Source organism: Paenibacillus thermotolerans, from assembly GCF_028745515.1.
GTDB classification, from domain to species: domain Bacteria; phylum Bacillota; class Bacilli; order Paenibacillales; family YIM-B00363; genus Paenibacillus_AE; species Paenibacillus_AE thermotolerans.
Window position 1 is genome coordinate 20,955 of the sequence record NZ_JAQZSG010000006.1, and the last position, 15,788, is coordinate 36,742.

Genomic DNA, 15,788 nt, shown 5'->3' on the forward strand with positions numbered 1-15,788 from the left:
TTCGAATCGCGAATGTTCCGATTGCCGCCGGGCTATTGGCCAGGATTGACTTTTTCGATTTGTTACGGGTATCATAAGGAATATATGCTTCAAAACAGGTTATGATGATGAGTAAAGACGTTGAACGGGAGTAGTAGGCAAGAGCCCCTTCAGAGAGCGAAGCTTATGTAGCTGAGAGGTTTCGCAGGCCGCGCATTGCCGAAGTCGCCCCGGAGTCGCCCTTACGAACGTGCAGCAGTAGTTCGGGCCGGTGCCAGCCGTTATCTGACGCTCCAAGCGCCAAGGAGAGTTTGCGCTCTTTGGAATGAAGGTGGTACCGCGGAAGATGTAATGAACCTTTCGTCCTTTTTTTCGGACGGAAGGTTTTTTTGTTGCTTATTTTGAGTAGGAGGTAAGGAAGTATGACGGAACAACAAAAGCAAGATCTTAGCATGCCGACGACATACGATCCGAAGTCGACGGAGGGCAAATGGTACGACCGGTGGATCGAGAAAGGGTATTTTACGGCCGGGCGTAACAAAGACGCGAAGCCCTACACGATCGTCATTCCGCCGCCGAACGTCACCGGCGTGCTTCATATCGGACACGCGCTCGATTTCACGCTTCAGGACATTCTCATTCGCGCCAAGCGGATGCAGGGCTATGACGCGCTTTGGCTCCCGGGAACCGATCATGCGGGGATCGCCACTCAAGCGAGAGTGGAAAGCAACCTCCGGAAAGAAGGGATGAGCCGGCACGACTTGGGCCGCGAGAAATTTTTGGAGAAGGTTTGGGAATGGAAAGAAATATCCGCCGGAACGATCCGAACGCAGTGGGGGAAAATCGGGCTTTCGCTCGACTATTCGCGCGAACGGTTTACGATGGACGAGGGCTTGTCCAGAGCAGTACGAGAAGTTTTCGTCCGGCTGTATGAGAAGGGGCTTATTTACCGGGGCAAAAAGATTATAAATTGGGACCCGGAGGCCCGTACCGCATTGTCGGATATTGAAGTAGAGTATAAAGAAGTTCAAGGCGCGCTTTATCATTTGAAATACCCGTTGAAAGACAACTCCGGCTATATTACGGTCGCAACGACGCGTCCGGAAACGATGCTCGGCGACACGGCGGTTGCCGTTCATCCGGAGGACGACAGATATAAGCATTTGATCGGAAGCACGCTCGTGCTTCCGATCATCGGCCGGGAAATTCCGATTATCGGCGACGAATACGTCGAGAAGGAGTTCGGCAGCGGCGCCGTAAAAATTACGCCGGCGCACGACCCGAACGATTTCGAGGTCGGGGCGCGCCACGATTTGCCGCAAATTCTCGTCATGGACGAAACCGGCACGATGAATGAGAATGCGGGCAAATATGCCGGTATGGACCGCTTCGAGTGCCGCAAGCAAATCGTGGCCGACATGAAGGAGTCCGGCGTGCTGCTTCGCATCGAAGAGCACACGCACCAAGTCGGGCACAGCGAGCGGACGGGAGCGGTCGTGGAACCGTACTTGTCGACGCAGTGGTTCGTCCGCATGCAGCCGCTGGCCGAACGGGCCATCCATCAGCAGAAGTCCGGGGAAGGCGTTCATTTCGTGCCGGAGCGGTTCGAGCGGACGTACTTGAACTGGATCGAAAACATCCGCGACTGGTGCATCTCCCGCCAGCTCTGGTGGGGGCACCGCATCCCGGCGTGGTATTGCGGGGATTGCGGGAAGGAAACCGTCGCATCGCATGCGCCGGCTCATTGCGCGCATTGCGGCGGCACGTCGCTGAAGCAGGACGACGACGTGCTCGATACGTGGTTCTCTTCCGGCTTGTGGCCGTTCTCGACGCTCGGCTGGCCGGATGAGCAGTCGGACGATTTCAAGCGGTATTATCCGACCGACGTGCTCGTAACGGGCTACGACATTATTTTCTTCTGGGTTGCGAGAATGATTTTTACGGCGCTTGAGTTTACGGACCGCAATCCGTTCAAGGACGTGCTCATTCACGGGCTCGTACGCGCCGCGGACGGGCAAAAGATGTCCAAATCGCTCGGCAACGGCGTCGATCCGCTGGAGGTCATCGAGAAATACGGCGCCGACGCGATGCGCTACATGCTGTCCACCGGCATTACGCCGGGACAGGACATCCGCTTCCGCTGGGAACGCGTGGAGCAGGCCCGCAACTTTGCCAATAAAATTTGGAACGCATCCCGCTTTACGTTAATGAACCTGGAAGACTACGAGCCGCTGGCGCTGGAAGGGGATACGCTCGCCAAGCTGACGACGGCCGACCGCTGGATTTTGCACCGGTTGAATCAGACGGCAGGAGACGTCACCCGCCTGCTCGACAACTATGATTTCGGCGAGTCCGGCCGCACGCTCTATGACTTTATTTGGGACGATCTGTGCGACTGGTATATCGAGTTTGCCAAGCTGACGCTGTACGGCGCCGATCCGGAGGCGAAGCGGCGAACGCAGAGCGTTCTTGCCTACGTGCTCGACAATACGCTGCGGCTGCTGCATCCGTTCATGCCGTTCATTACGGAGGAAATTTGGTCGCATCTGCCGAAAGAGGGGGAGACGATCACGCTTGCCGCTTGGCCTGTCCCTGAAGCGAAATGGGAAGCGCCGAACGAAGTGGCCGAGATGGAACTGCTCATGGGCATCATCCGCGCGGTCCGCAACGTTCGCGCCGAGGTGAACGTGTCGCTCGGCAAAAAAATCGAGCTGATCGTCAAGCCGGCCTCCGAGGAGACGGCTCGCATTCTCGAGCGCAACCGCGATTACGTGCAGCGCTTCTGCAATACGTCTGCGCTTGCGATCGCTGCGGATATTTCCGCGCCGGACAAAGCGATGTCGGCCATCGTTACAGGGGCGGAGCTGTTTTTGCCGCTCGCCGGCCTCATCGACATCGAGCAGGAAATCGCGCGTCTTGAGAAAGAACTGAAGACGCTGCACGCCGAGGTCGAGCGGATCGAGAAGAAGCTGGGCAACGCCGGCTTTATGGCGAAGGCGCCGGCTAACGTCATAGAAGAAGAACGGGCGAAGATGCAGGATTATGCCGACAAGCGCGACAAAGTGATTGCTCGCATTGCGGAGCTGAAGGGGTAAATAGCATATGTTTCAAACTTATGAAGAGGCGGTCGGCTGGATTACGAAGCTGATGAAGCAGCAAGGCATCAAGCCGGGACTCGCCCGCATCGAAGCGCTGATGGAGCGGCTCGGCAATCCGCACCGGCGGCTGAAGTTTATTCATGTGGCCGGTACGAACGGCAAAGGGTCCACCTGCGCGTTTCTCGATTCGGTCATTCGGTCTGCTGGATATGACGTCGGGGTGTTTACTTCGCCTTATCTTGAGAAATATACGAACCGGATCCAATATAACGGCCGAGACATTCCCGAGGAGACGCTGGTCTCGCTGGCGAATCAAGTGAAGCCGCTCGCCGACGAGCTGGAAGGCGAGCACGGCGCCTTGTCGATGTTTGAAATTTCGGTGGCGATCGCCATATTGTATTTCGCCAAGGTATGTTTTCCGGACTATGTCGTCTGGGAGACGGGCATGGGCGGAACGCTCGATTCGACGAATATCGTATATCCGATCGCTTCGGTCATTACGAATGTCGGATTGGATCATACGGACGCGCTGGGTGAGAAGATCGCCGACATCGCCGGCCACAAGGCGGGCATTATCAAGGCCGGCGTTCCCGTCATTACGGCCGCGGAAGGGGAAGCGCTCGAAACGATCCGGGACGCCGCAAAGGCGAAGAAATGCTCGATGTACACTCTCGGCGAGCACTTCCGCTATGAGACGAGGGAGGTCCGTGAAGGGAGTCAATCGTTCGATTTCCACGGTCCGTTCCGCAGTATGACGGGCGTAAACATTACGATGGACGGAGCCCACCAGCAAACGAACGCCGCAACCGCGCTGATGACGATCGAGGTGCTGAGACAGTTTTACGCGCTTGTCGTCGAAGAGGAGCAGCTGTATGAAGGGATGCGGCAAGCCGCATGGAAGGGGCGGCTGGAAATCGTCTCGGAGCGTCCGCGCATATTGCTCGACGGCGCGCATAACGCCGACGGCGCCAAAGCGCTTGCGGCGGCGCTGAATGACGTATATAAGTACCGGAAGCTTCATTTTGTGCTCGGGATGGTGCGGAATAAGAATCATCGCGAATATTTACGGCATATACTACCTATTGTGGATACTGTAATCGTAACGGAACCGGATTTTTTCAAAAAAGCGAACGCAGCCGATCTCGCTTTGGCGGTGGACGAATGGAAGCGGGAGCATGAAGGCTCCTTTGAAAACATTCTCGAACCGAACTGGAAAGACGCTTTGGAGCGGGCAAAAGCGCTGGCGGCGCCGGACGATTTGATCGTCGTATCCGGCTCCCTGTACTTTTTGTCCGATGCGCGTTCCTGGATCCTTAATGAGACCGATAGCGAAAAAGGTTGGTGATGGACTGGTGAGCACAACCGAACAACATGTGCATTTCATCGGCATCGGCGGTTACGGAATGAGCGCCATTGCCCGCGTATTGCTTCAAATGGGGTATCGCGTTTCAGGATCCGACGTGGCGCAGCAGGAGCTGACGGAAAAATTGGCCGCCATGGGCGCGAAAGTATATATCGGACACGAGGCGTCGCATGTGAACGGCGCGGATTTGGTCGTTTACTCTACGGCGATTGCCAGCGACGATGTGGAAAAGCAGGCCGCCGAAGCGCTTAATATTCCGGTCATTCACCGGTCCCAGATGCTTGCAAGATTACTGAACGCCAAGAAAGGCGTCGCCGTTGCCGGAGCGCACGGAAAGACGACGACTTCGTCGATGATCGCGCTCGTTATGGAGCAATGCGGTTTGGATCCGACCTATATTATCGGCGGAGAAATCATGAACGTCGGCAGCAACGCAAAGGCGGGCACCGGCGATTATGTGGTGGCCGAAGCGGACGAGAGCGACGGCTCGTTCCTGCAGTATTATCCGGCGGTTGCGGTAGTTACCAACATCGAGGCGGACCATCTTGAAAATTATGACGGGAGCTTCGAGAAGCTGAAAACGGCGTACGCGAGGTTCCTTTCGCAGGTGAAGGAGGACGGGAAGGCCGTCGTCTGTTCGGACGACTCCGTCATTGCCGAGCTGCTTCCTTCCGTAAAGGCGAACGTTGTTACGTACGGAATCGATTCCGATGCCTACTACAAGGCTTCCGGCATCGAGCTCGGAGACCGCAAGGCGGCCTTCACGATGGTGCGCGGCGGAGAAGCGTTGGGACGAGTCGAGTTGTCCGTTCCCGGCAAACATAACATTTACAATGCGCTCGCGACGATGATTGTCGCGCTGGAAGCCGGAGCGCCGTTTGCCGACGCCGCGGCCGCGCTCAAGGAGTTCCGCGGCGCGAAACGGCGGTTTCAGGTGCTTGGCGATGTGGACGGCGTGCTCATTATCGACGATTATGCGCACCATCCGACGGAAATCGTAGCGACGATCGCCGCGGCGAAGACGACGGGGAAGCGGATTATCGCCGTGTTCCAGCCGCAGCGGTACACCCGCACCTTCTTCCTGCTGGAGCAGTTCAGCCGCGCGTTCCCGGAGGCGGACGAGGTGATCATCGTCGATATATACTCGCCGGCGGGCGAGAAGCAGATCGAAGGCGTCTCCGCCGCGAAGCTGTCGGACCTCATTCGGAAAAACAGCAACGCCAACGTACGTCATATTTCGACGAAGGAACAAGTGCTGGAATATTTAGAGGACCATGTCCAAAGCGGCGATCTCGTCATCACGATGGGTGCGGGCGATATTTGGAAGGTGGCCAAAAACCTTGCCGCCGCGCTGGAGAACAGAGTGAAAGGGTAACGGGAACATAAGCGCCGAAACAAAAAGCTCGCATAATCTCGCTCCCTCTATCATAGGTTGATAGGGAAAAGAATGGACAAGGGAGCGAGACGAATGAGCAAAGCAAGGATTACTTATCGCTTCGAATCGGCGCGCCGGGCGGCGGGACAAGCCGCCGAGAACGGACCGGCCGAATTGAAGGTTCAACGTACGATACAAAGCAATGCAGACCATGCCCCTGCCGCGGAGGAAAAGCAAGCCCGCGGCAACGTCATTCCGCTGCGGCACGACGAATTCCGGCTGACCGACGATACGATCGTGCTGGAGCGGGAATTGCCGGAACCGCTTCGCGGGCCGAAGGATACGCGGACGGCGGAACGGCTAAGGGACGAACAGCCGGAGGAGGACCGTCCGCCGCGCGTTTCCGATCCGTCGGCGCTGCAATCTTATCCGTACGACTACGGTGCATGGAGCGGGACGACCGCCGAAGAGATCGACCGGCTGGAGCAAATTATCCGCTCTACCGATGAGGCGCCGAGAAGACGGACGCCGGAGCGCGACGCGGTGCGTAACGACCGGGAGCCGCTTCCGGAGGAGGACGATGATTTTGGGGAAACCGGATATTGGCGCCCTCGAAGCGAGCGGACCTATGCCGGAGCGTCCGAGCCGGCGAGGCATAGCGGCGGGGGCTCCTGGTGGAAAATGGGCGCTTCGATCGTCGGCGCCATCGCCACGGGCGTGCTGTTCGGTTCCTTCGTCTTATCGATGTTTACCGGAGATCCGGGAGAGAATGCCGTAATCGACTCGATTCAGGGGGAACAGTCCGTTCCGCAGGGCTCGGATCCGGCGCAGCAGCTGCCCGAGGCGGCGAACGGCGCGGAGCCGGCTGCGGCGGAATCGGCCGCGGATTACGCAGCAATCTCGATTCCTTCGAAAGATTTGTATTTGCTGCAAAACGGCAAATTCAGCACGCTTGAAAATGCGAGAACGCTCGCCGAGCAGCTGAAGGGCAAAGGGCTTGCGGCGACCATCGAGGAGAACGGAAGCTTCTTCTGGGTATACGCCGGCGTAACCTCGGACAGGGACGCCGCGCTTCGGATCAGCCGGCAGCTTCAGAAGGACGATGTCGAGGTGTACATCAACAAATACACGCTGCCTGCGGTGAAGCAAATCCGCTGGGCGGGCGACGCCGAAGCGGCGGCTCTCGCTTCGTATTTGGATCAGGGCAGCAAGATGGTGCAAATGATCGGAGATTTGACGCTCGTCCATCTCGACGGCGGCGAGGCTACCGCGCCGGTGCCGTCGACGATGGATAAGCTGAGTGCCGAGCACCGGGCGCTTACGAAATCGTCCGCAGAGGCGGCAGCCGGGCTGCCCGCCGATGCGCAGCCGATGATCAAGCGCATGGATACGGCGGTAACGACGGCTGTCACGGCGGTGCGGGAGTATGCGGCAAACCCGGATCCGGCGTATCTGTGGAGCGCGCAAAGCGCGGTCATGGACTACGTTATCGCGGAGAAGCAGCTGCTGACGTCGATCGCCGTGGAATAACGGAAAAACGGCCGGAAAGCCTCGCAGGTTTTCCGGCCGTTTTGTTGTTGTGTTGCCGTTAAGGCTCGACACCGGTTTCGGGCTTGCCCGGCGCTGTGACGGGACCGAGCCGGCGATCCAGCATCGTCGCCATCTCGGCGCGCGTCACGAGGCGCTGCGGCGCATAAACGCCTTCTTCGACGCCTCTAATAATGCCTTCGTCCGCCAGCTTCATGATCGCGTCATACGCCCAGTAATCGGCGGAAACATCGCTGAATTTCAGGACGGATGCGGTTTCGACTTCTCCGGCGCCGGTTTTCACTTCGGCTAAGCGGCTCAGTACCGCAGCGACTTCCGCTCTTGTCACCGGCTGGTTCGGCCGAACCGTTCCGTCCGGATAGCCGCGGATAATGCCCGATTCGATCGCCGCGGTCATGGAGCCGTAAGACCAGTGGGAGGCCGATAAATCGGAAAAGACAGGCGCCGCAGGGGCAGGCTGCCCGGTTCCGCCGGATCCCGGCTGTTCCTCGGAATTCGACGGTTCCCCGTACACTTGCTCCGTTACGGACGGGTCGTGTTGCGCTTCGATGCCGATTTCCGGATCCGCAACCGTATCGACGGAAGCGGGAACGACTTGTTTTTCCAGCCCGAACGCTTTGTCGACAAAGGCGACAAGCTCGGCACGGGTCAATTCCCGATTCGGATAAAACTTTCCGTTATCGCCCTGAGCGATCCCCAGTTCGTTCAAGCGGAGAATCGAGTCCTTCGCCCAATGCCCCCCGATGTCTTTAAAGATCGGCGGCAAATACGCCAGAATGCCGTTCGCGATGCCTTGCGCGTACTTATACCGGCCTTCCGACGTAGACAGGAGCTGAACATCCTGCCCGTTCGAAAGAAACGCCGTCTCGACCAGAATGCTGGGAATATTGCCCATACGCACGACGTAAGCCGAGCTCGGCACAAGTCCGCGGTTCGTATTGGGGACCGCCTCCAGCACGGCGTTCAGCACCAACTGGGCAAGCTTCCTGCTTTGAGGCGTCAGCTTCTTCATCTCGCTGCTCGCGGGATATTGCGGATTCGGATGGGCGTTGTCATAGTACAGCACCATCGTGCCGCGGATGGAAGAGGACGGATGCGAGTTGGCATGAATCGATACGAACAGATCGGCTCCCGAGCTTTTTGCGGTTTGCACCCGCTGCTGCAGCGTTAACGTTGTATCTTTGCTGCGCGTCATGACGACCTCGTACCCTTTTGACTGCAAAATATCTCTCAAATCGTATGCGATCTCCGAATTGGAGGTTTTTTCGTACAGTCCGTTGACGCCGATCGCTCCCGGATCGGCGCCGCCGTGCCCCGGGTCTATGACGACCTTGGCGGCGTAACCTATGTATGGTGACGAACAGAAGCCGATCATCATGGCTAAAACTAGTAAAATTCCTCTCATATTACCCCTCCCGAAATCATTTTACTAGGTGAGGATAGAGAAGTAATCAGGTAAGTTGTACTAATTCGTTGGTGCTTTCGACAGTTTTCGACTGAAACCCCGTTGTACATGTCGAGTAGATTTCTATACAATAGTTGCTAGAAAGTAGTTGGAAAGCGATTGGTCAACGGCGGGCATCACCCTCAAGTCGTCAAGCGGGAGATCATAGAAATGAAGAAAAACAATTGGACGCTCGTAATCGTTTTGTTAGCCGGGCTACTGTTAGGCTCGGTGCTGGCGGAGCTGCTTTCGGGGGCTCCGGCGCTGTCGTTTTTGACGAAATCCGCGGAAATCCGGTGGGAGCCGAAGGCGGATTTGCAGGTGGTGCAGTACGATTTGAAGTTTGCGGTTAAACTAAATTTGGCCGGTATGATCGGGATGGCGTTAGCTGTCTGGTTGTATCGAAAAATGTAACGCAGTCACGCAATCACGCAATCACGCAAGCGTCCTCACAGGAAGGCGAAGGTGCGGAAGGAGGAATTGTGATGGAAGAAAAACCGCTCTTGATATTGGCGTCGTCGTCGCCGAGGCGGCAAGAGCTGATTCGTTCGCTGGGGCTTCCGGTTCGCATCAGACCGAGCGATGTGGATGAAACGATCGAAGGCGAGCTGGCCCCGGCGGACATCGTAGAGACGCTGGCGGACCGGAAGGCTTCGGCCGTATATGACGGACTTGTCCGGGAAGGCGAACGCGCCGGCATCGTCGTCGGTTCGGACACGATCGTCGTGCTGGACGGGCAGGTGCTGGGGAAACCGGTGAACGAGCGGGACGCGGCACGCATGCTTTCCGCGCTGCAAGGCCGGGATCACGAAGTGTACAGCGGCGTTGCGCTGATTGATGCGGAAAGCGGGGAAAAGGCGGTTTCGCACCGTGTAACCCGCGTCTGGATGAAGCCGATGGACGAAGAAACGATTCGGAGGTACATAACGACCGGGGAGCCGAACGATAAAGCGGGGTCGTATGCGATTCAGGGCATCGGGGCCACCCTCGTCGAGCGCATCGAAGGAGATTACTTCAATGTCGTCGGACTGCCGCTGGCGTTAGTTTCGGACATGCTCAAGGCGTTCGGCGTGCGAATATTGTAACGGGGATTACCGGCTCTGTAGATTAGCGGTAAAGATTTCTCTTATACCCGCTCGACCGTTGCCCCCCTTCTTTTGCTCCCTTATAATGGGGAAACACGAACCGAGCGAAAGAGGGGAAATGATGTCTATCAGCAATATCATGCTTCGCGAGCTTCCGGCCGAAGACCGGCCCAGGGAGCGGATGGCCGCGCACGGAGCGGGGAGCGTCAGCAACAGCGAGCTGCTTGCGATTTTGCTTCGGACCGGCACGCGCAACGAGCCGGCGACCGCACTCGCCGCCCGGGTGTTGAAGGAGTGCGGCGGTTTGCGGGGGCTGGTCGATATGAGCGTGGACCAGCTTCGGCAAATGCGCGGAATCGGAACGGCCAAAGCGCTGCAAATCCACGCCGCGCTCGAGCTGGGGCGGCGGCTGGCACGGTCGGTGCAGGAGGAGACGCCGGCGATCCGTTCGCCGCAAGACGTCGCCAGGCTTGTGACGGAGGAGCTTCGCTATTTGAAGCAGGAACATTTCGTCTGTTTGTTTCTGAATACGAAGAATCATGTCATCGGCAAAGAGACGCTGTCGGTCGGCAGCTTGAATTCGGCGATCGTTCATCCTCGCGAGCTGTTCCGGGCGGCCATCAAGCGCAGCGCGGCGGCCGTCATTTGCGTACATAACCATCCGAGCGGCGACCCGACGCCGAGCAAGGAAGACATCGAGCTGACGAACCGGCTCTCCGAAGCCGGAAGCATTATCGGCATCGATGTGCTCGATCATGTGGTCATCGGCGATAACCGCTATGTAAGCTTGAAGGAGCAGGGGCATTTGTAGTCGTTGTAGCTACGCGCGTCGCGTTGCGCGGTTAGCGCCGCATTTTGGTGCTAAGTCGATCATGCGGCGGTTGTGCGGCGGGTTAGCGCCACATTTTGGTGCTAAGTGGATCATGCGGCGGTCAAATGGCGGGGTTGAGTAACACATTTTGGAGCTAAGTCGATCGTGCGGCGGTCGGACGGCGATGTTAGCACCACATTTTGGTGCTAAGTCGATCGTACGGTGGTCAAGTGGCAGTGTTAGTAACACATTTATACGAATATGTGGTTTAAGTGTGGGTTAGGCACGGATACGTTTTCGGCGTAATAAGACCCTCTTCCTCAAAAATATTGGTGCTGACTCCGGCTGGGCAGGCTGCCCACGGGGCGTCCCCGTTATCCGGTTTGCGCCGCCGAAGTTAACGGAACGAAATGTCCGCTAAAAACCGCCTCACCCCTGAAAGCTGCGAATTAACGGAACAAGTTGTCCGCTAATCGCCCCAAAACCGCCAATTACCGGCGATTCAAGCAAATTAACGGACATCCGGTTCCGCTAATCAGCCCTTTTACCCGGTTTCGACAAAATTAGCGGACATCCGGTTCCGTTAGCGCCAAAGCGATTTGGTGCTAAGTCGATCATGCGGCGGTCAAGTGGCGGAGTTAGTACCACATTTTGGTGCTAAGTCGATCGTGCGGCGGTCGGATGGTGGGGTTAGCACTGAGAATAGCGAAGTTTTACCGCACTATTTTAAGATTTCGCCAGCAAACCGATAAAATAGTGAAGTTTCACTTTCTTATTTATCTGTTTCACCCGTGGCTATGGACCCGGAGTAAACCTCGATCGACCAAACCGTAATAGAACGCAAAAAACCGCACAAAAAAGCCGTTCTTCCTTCGATGTAAGGAAGGTTTCCATGAAAGATTAGCCAAACGGCGTTTTTGGTTTTTAACTTCCTGTCTCTAATGTTATAATAAATAAGCTTGTCCCAATTTACTAACAATAATGAAAACGATCGTTTTTGACATAGAAGGGAGTTTTTTTATGTTCGGCGGTTTGAGCACAAGAGACCTCGGCATCGACCTTGGTACCGCGAATACGCTTGTATACGTAAAAGGCAAAGGAATAGCCGTCAGAGAGCCGTCCGTGGTCGCTCTGCGCACCGATACGAAAACAATAGAAGCGGTTGGAGAACAGGCCAAGAGAATGATCGGAAGAACCCCCGGGAACATTCGCGCCGTTCGGCCGATGAAGGACGGGGTCATTGCGGATTTCGACACGACGGCGACGATGATCAAATATTTCATCAAGCAGGCGCAAAAGCAGCGCTCCTTGTTCCCGAAGCATCCGTACGTAATGGTATGCGTTCCGTCAGGCATCACCGCCGTAGAAAAGCGCGCGGTCGAGGATGCGACGCGCCAAGCGGGTGCGAAGGATGCGTATACGATCGAAGAGCCGTTCGCTGCAGCCATCGGTGCGAATTTGCCCGTATGGGAGCCGACCGGCAGCATGGTCGTCGACATCGGCGGCGGAACGACGGAAGTAGCCGTCATTTCGCTTGGAGGGATCGTTACGAGCCGCTCGATTCGAGTGGCAGGCGACGAGATGGACGACGCAATCATTCAATATATTAAGCGGAACTATAATTTAATGATCGGCGAACGAACCGCAGAACAGCTGAAGATGGATATCGGTTCGGCCATTCCTTCGGAAACGAAGCAAGGCGTCGAAATTCGCGGCCGCGATCTCGTATCGGGCTTGCCTAAGACGATTACCGTCTCCGCTGACGAAGTGACCGAAGCGCTTGCGGATACGGTAAACGCCATTGTCGACGCCGTGAAAGTAACGCTTGAGAAGTGCCCGCCCGAGCTGTCGGCGGATATTATGGACCGCGGCATCGTATTGACCGGAGGCGGAGCGCTGCTTCGCAACTTGGATAAGCTGCTGTCCAGAGAGACGGGAATGCCTGTCGTCGTAGCGGAAAATCCGCTGGATTGCGTAGCGATCGGCACGGGCAAGGCACTGGAAAATATTCATTTGTTTAAAACAAAAGGCGGTCCTGCCAGCCGTGCGAGCCGGTAGGAGCTTTGGTCCAGCGCTTCATCGCGCCGCGGTGAGAGGGTGAAAGTTTAGATGTTCAAGCTTATGGGGAATAAAAGGCTGTTCATTTTGCTGGCTGCCATTATCGTTTTTATCGCTTTGATGGGTTTTACGCTCGGAGGCCGAGGCCAATTGAGCTGGCCAGAGAAATTCGTCAGCGATACCGTCTCGTTCGTGCAAGGCCTCTTCTATAAACCGGCGCAATCCGTGGCCGGTTTTTTTGAGGATGCCCGCAGGCTCAAGATGATTTACGAGGAGAACGAGGCGCTTCGCGCCACGCTTGCGCAGTATGCGCGGGATACGGCGCGGCTGAACGACCTGGAGGCGCAGAACGAACGCTTGAAGGAAGGGCTTCAGTTTACGGAGCGCCAGAAGAACGCCAATAACTATCGCTACCATATTGCGGAGGTCATTTCCGTCAGCCCCGATCCGTACAACAAAGTCGTGAAAGTCAACCTCGGAGAGAAGGACGGAATCAAGCCAGATATGGCCGTTGTAACGGTGGACGGCTTGATCGGGCGGATCGTCTCTACGACGCCTTTCAGCTCCAACGTTCAATTAATAACCGACATGAACGGAACGGAGAGCGGAGCTAAGGCGATTTCCGCCACGGTGAAAAACTTGGAGACCGAATCTTTCGGCATCATTGAGCGATATGACCGGGAACAAGGCTACCTCGTCATGACCAAAATCGACCAGACCGACAAGCTCAAGAAAGGCGACACCGTCATCACCTCGGGGCTCGGAGAGCTGTTTCCCGCAGGGCTTGTAATCGGCACGGTGGAGTCGCGACAGGTCGGGGAATTCGGATTAACCCACACGGCAATGGTGAAGCCCGCGGCCAAGTTTGCGAAGCTGCGCGAGGTATTTATCGTTGAAGTGCCGGGGCTTTGACGGGTGACGGTATGATTAGCAAATGGACCGGCGTAATTGTAGTGCTGCTGCTGTTTTTCGTTGTGGAATCGTCGCTGTTTCCATGGATTATTCCCGTGGAATGGCGGACCGATATTCAGCTATATCCCAAATTGATGCTTGTCGGCATTATTTATGTCGGCATCCTTACAAACAGGCATGCGGGGGCCGTCCTCGGGGTCGCTTTCGGTTTGATGCAGGACGTGCTTTTTTACGGGCATATGCTCGGCGTGAACGCCTTTACGTTTGCGCTTGCCGCTTATGCGGCGGGACTGCTGCTTCGCAGCGTTCCGCACAATTTGTTTTCGATCTTTATGGCGCAAATTTCCGCGCTGCTATTATATGAGCTGTCTTTATACGGTTTGTATCGGTTGTTCAGCGTTACCGATTTGGATTTTTCATGGGCGTTTTTAAAGGGAATGCTTCCGAGCTTGCTGGTAGGACTCCTCTTTGCCCTAATCCTGTATATTCCGGCTCGCAAATGGCTCGAACCGCCCAAGAGAGCCCGGGAATCCGAAGAAAATTGACCCTTGAATTTTTAGGAGCCAAGCAGGATTTTAGCGCAAGCAAGCCGAATGGTTAGGCTTAAGCGGGGAGGAGACGTTTCGACACATATGTCTACGACAAAATCGCTTGTGACAATCAAAGGAATTAAAGAAGGCCTCCTCTTTGTGCTTGACGATCTCGCTCCTTTGGATGAGGTGCTCGGCGATCTGCAGCATAAATTGGAGCATACGCATAGTCATTTCTTACACGGACCGCTCGTTCATATTTACGTAAAGACCGGCAGACGGCCCTTATCCGATGACGTGGAGATCAGCATTCGGCAAGGCTTTTCGCAGAGAGGAAACCTGCTTGTACAATCCATCACCGGGGATCCGGAAGCCGGCTCGAAAGCGGGCGAGCAAGCCGCCCTTCAATTTCCTGCTGTCAAAACGATCGCCGGTATCGTAAGATCGGGACAGACGCTGCAACAGGACGGCGATGTGCTCCTGCTCGGGGACGTTAACCCGGGCGGAACCGTTATTTCTGCCGGGAACATATTTATTCTCGGCTCTTTGCGCGGAATGGCGCATGCGGGCGCGAACGGAGACGAAGAAGCGGTGATCGCCGCCTCCCATCTGAGGCCGACTCAGCTGCGTATCGCCGGTGTCGTTTCCCGTCCTCCGGACGAATGGGGTTTTCAAGAAGCGTTCATGGAATTCGCTTATCTGCGCGAAGGCGTAATGGAAATAGAAAAGATGCACCATTTATTTCGTATGAAACCGCACTTGGCAGAACGTAAAGGAGAGTGAGCGAGAATGGGAGAGGCGATCGTTGTCACTTCGGGTAAAGGCGGAGTCGGCAAGACGACGACTTCGGCGAATGTCGGTACGGCACTGGCATTGTTGGGCAAAAAGGTAGTCATGGTAGATACGGATATCGGTCTAAGAAATTTGGATGTCGTCATGGGACTCGAAAACCGCATCATCTATGATCTTGTTGATGCAGTGGAAGGCCGCTGCCGTTTGCCGCAAGCGCTCATCAAGGATAAGCGGTTCGAAGAGCTGTATTTGCTGCCTGCGGCCCAAACGAAGGATAAGCACGCGGTGTCTCCCGAACAGATCAGGGACATCGTCCATGAGCTGAAGAAGGATCACGATTTCGTCATCATCGACTGCCCCGCCGGAATCGAGCAGGGTTTTAAGAATGCGGTAGCGGGCGCCGACAAGGCGATTGTCGTGACGACGCCGGAGAAGTCCGCGGTTCGCGATGCGGACCGAATCATCGGCTTGCTGGAGAAGGAAGACGTCGATTCGCCGAAGCTGATCATCAACCGCATTCGTCCGGGCATGATGAAACGCGGGGACATGCTGGATATCGACGAGATTTGCGCCGTTCTAGCCGTCGATCTGCTCGGTCTTGTGCCGGACGATGAGCACGTCATCAAAGCGGCCAATAACGGGGAACCGACCGTTATGAACCCGAATTCGCGCGCCGCGATCGCATACCGCAATGTGGCCCGCCGCATTTTGGGCGATACGGTGCCGCTCATGCCGCTGGAAGAGAAGGCCGGCATGTTTGCGAAGCTGAAAAAATTTTTCGCGGGATAACCGG

Annotated in this window: 13 protein-coding genes and 1 other annotated feature; of the genes, 12 read left to right on the plus strand and 1 reads right to left on the minus strand. The window is 56.2% G+C overall.

The annotated features are described in order from the left end of the window. Nucleotides 1-111 precede the first annotated feature (111 nt). Nucleotides 112-350, plus strand: a binding site (T-box leader). A 51-nt stretch (nucleotides 351-401) separates the two neighbouring features. The 4 genes from PT964_RS06915 to PT964_RS06930 all read left to right on the plus strand — a co-directional run bounded on the left by PT964_RS06915 (nucleotide 402) and on the right by PT964_RS06930 (nucleotide 7,345). Then, nucleotides 402-3,074 (plus strand): valine--tRNA ligase, encoded by a 2,673-nt coding sequence (locus tag PT964_RS06915; protein ID WP_274362611.1) that lies wholly within the window; start codon nucleotides 402-404, stop codon nucleotides 3,072-3,074. Nucleotides 3,075-3,081: 7 nt separating this feature from the next. Further along, nucleotides 3,082-4,422, plus strand: a complete 1,341-nt coding sequence (locus PT964_RS06920) for a bifunctional folylpolyglutamate synthase/dihydrofolate synthase (RefSeq protein ID WP_274362612.1) — start codon at nucleotides 3,082-3,084, stop codon at nucleotides 4,420-4,422. Nucleotides 4,423-4,429: 7 nt separating this feature from the next. Continuing rightward, entirely contained in the window at nucleotides 4,430-5,815 is a 1,386-nt protein-coding gene (murC, locus tag PT964_RS06925) for a UDP-N-acetylmuramate--L-alanine ligase (protein WP_274362613.1), read from the plus strand. Between the two features lie 93 nt (nucleotides 5,816-5,908). After that, a complete protein-coding gene (locus PT964_RS06930; RefSeq protein ID WP_274362614.1) occupies nucleotides 5,909-7,345 on the plus strand; it encodes an SPOR domain-containing protein in 1,437 nt (478 codons plus the stop codon). Nucleotides 7,346-7,403: 58 nt separating this feature from the next. Here PT964_RS06930 and PT964_RS06935 read toward each other — a convergent pair whose 3' ends face one another. Further along, nucleotides 7,404-8,768 (minus strand): N-acetylmuramoyl-L-alanine amidase, encoded by a 1,365-nt coding sequence (locus PT964_RS06935; protein ID WP_274362615.1) that lies wholly within the window; start codon nucleotides 8,766-8,768, stop codon nucleotides 7,404-7,406. Nucleotides 8,769-8,978: 210 nt separating this feature from the next. Between PT964_RS06935 and PT964_RS06940 the strand changes: the two genes are divergently transcribed. The 8 genes from PT964_RS06940 to minD all read left to right on the plus strand — a co-directional run bounded on the left by PT964_RS06940 (nucleotide 8,979) and on the right by minD (nucleotide 15,784). Further along, nucleotides 8,979-9,221 carry a DUF4321 domain-containing protein gene (locus tag PT964_RS06940; RefSeq protein ID WP_274362616.1) on the plus strand — a complete coding sequence of 81 codons (243 nt, stop codon included), beginning with the start codon at nucleotides 8,979-8,981 and terminating at the stop codon, nucleotides 9,219-9,221. Nucleotides 9,222-9,292: 71 nt separating this feature from the next. After that, nucleotides 9,293-9,892 (plus strand): Maf family protein, encoded by a 600-nt coding sequence (locus PT964_RS06945; protein WP_274362617.1) that lies wholly within the window; start codon nucleotides 9,293-9,295, stop codon nucleotides 9,890-9,892. A gap of 121 nt (nucleotides 9,893-10,013) precedes the next feature. After that, the gene (gene radC, locus PT964_RS06950) at nucleotides 10,014-10,703 is read left to right on the plus strand and encodes a RadC family protein (RefSeq protein ID WP_274362618.1); all 690 of its coding nucleotides are present in this window, start codon (nucleotides 10,014-10,016) and stop codon (nucleotides 10,701-10,703) included. A gap of 1,020 nt (nucleotides 10,704-11,723) precedes the next feature. Next, entirely contained in the window at nucleotides 11,724-12,761 is a 1,038-nt protein-coding gene (locus tag PT964_RS06955) for a rod shape-determining protein (protein WP_274362619.1), read from the plus strand. Between the two features lie 51 nt (nucleotides 12,762-12,812). Beyond that, nucleotides 12,813-13,673 carry a rod shape-determining protein MreC gene (gene mreC / locus PT964_RS06960; protein WP_274362620.1) on the plus strand — a complete coding sequence of 287 codons (861 nt, stop codon included), beginning with the start codon at nucleotides 12,813-12,815 and terminating at the stop codon, nucleotides 13,671-13,673. Nucleotides 13,674-13,684: 11 nt separating this feature from the next. Next, nucleotides 13,685-14,218 (plus strand): rod shape-determining protein MreD, encoded by a 534-nt coding sequence (gene mreD / locus PT964_RS06965; protein ID WP_274362621.1) that lies wholly within the window; start codon nucleotides 13,685-13,687, stop codon nucleotides 14,216-14,218. Nucleotides 14,219-14,305: 87 nt separating this feature from the next. Then, the gene (gene minC, locus PT964_RS06970) at nucleotides 14,306-14,986 is read left to right on the plus strand and encodes a septum site-determining protein MinC (protein ID WP_274362622.1); all 681 of its coding nucleotides are present in this window, start codon (nucleotides 14,306-14,308) and stop codon (nucleotides 14,984-14,986) included. A 6-nt stretch (nucleotides 14,987-14,992) separates the two neighbouring features. Beyond that, the gene (minD, locus tag PT964_RS06975) at nucleotides 14,993-15,784 is read left to right on the plus strand and encodes a septum site-determining protein MinD (protein ID WP_274362623.1); all 792 of its coding nucleotides are present in this window, start codon (nucleotides 14,993-14,995) and stop codon (nucleotides 15,782-15,784) included. Nucleotides 15,785-15,788: the final 4 nt, after the last annotated feature.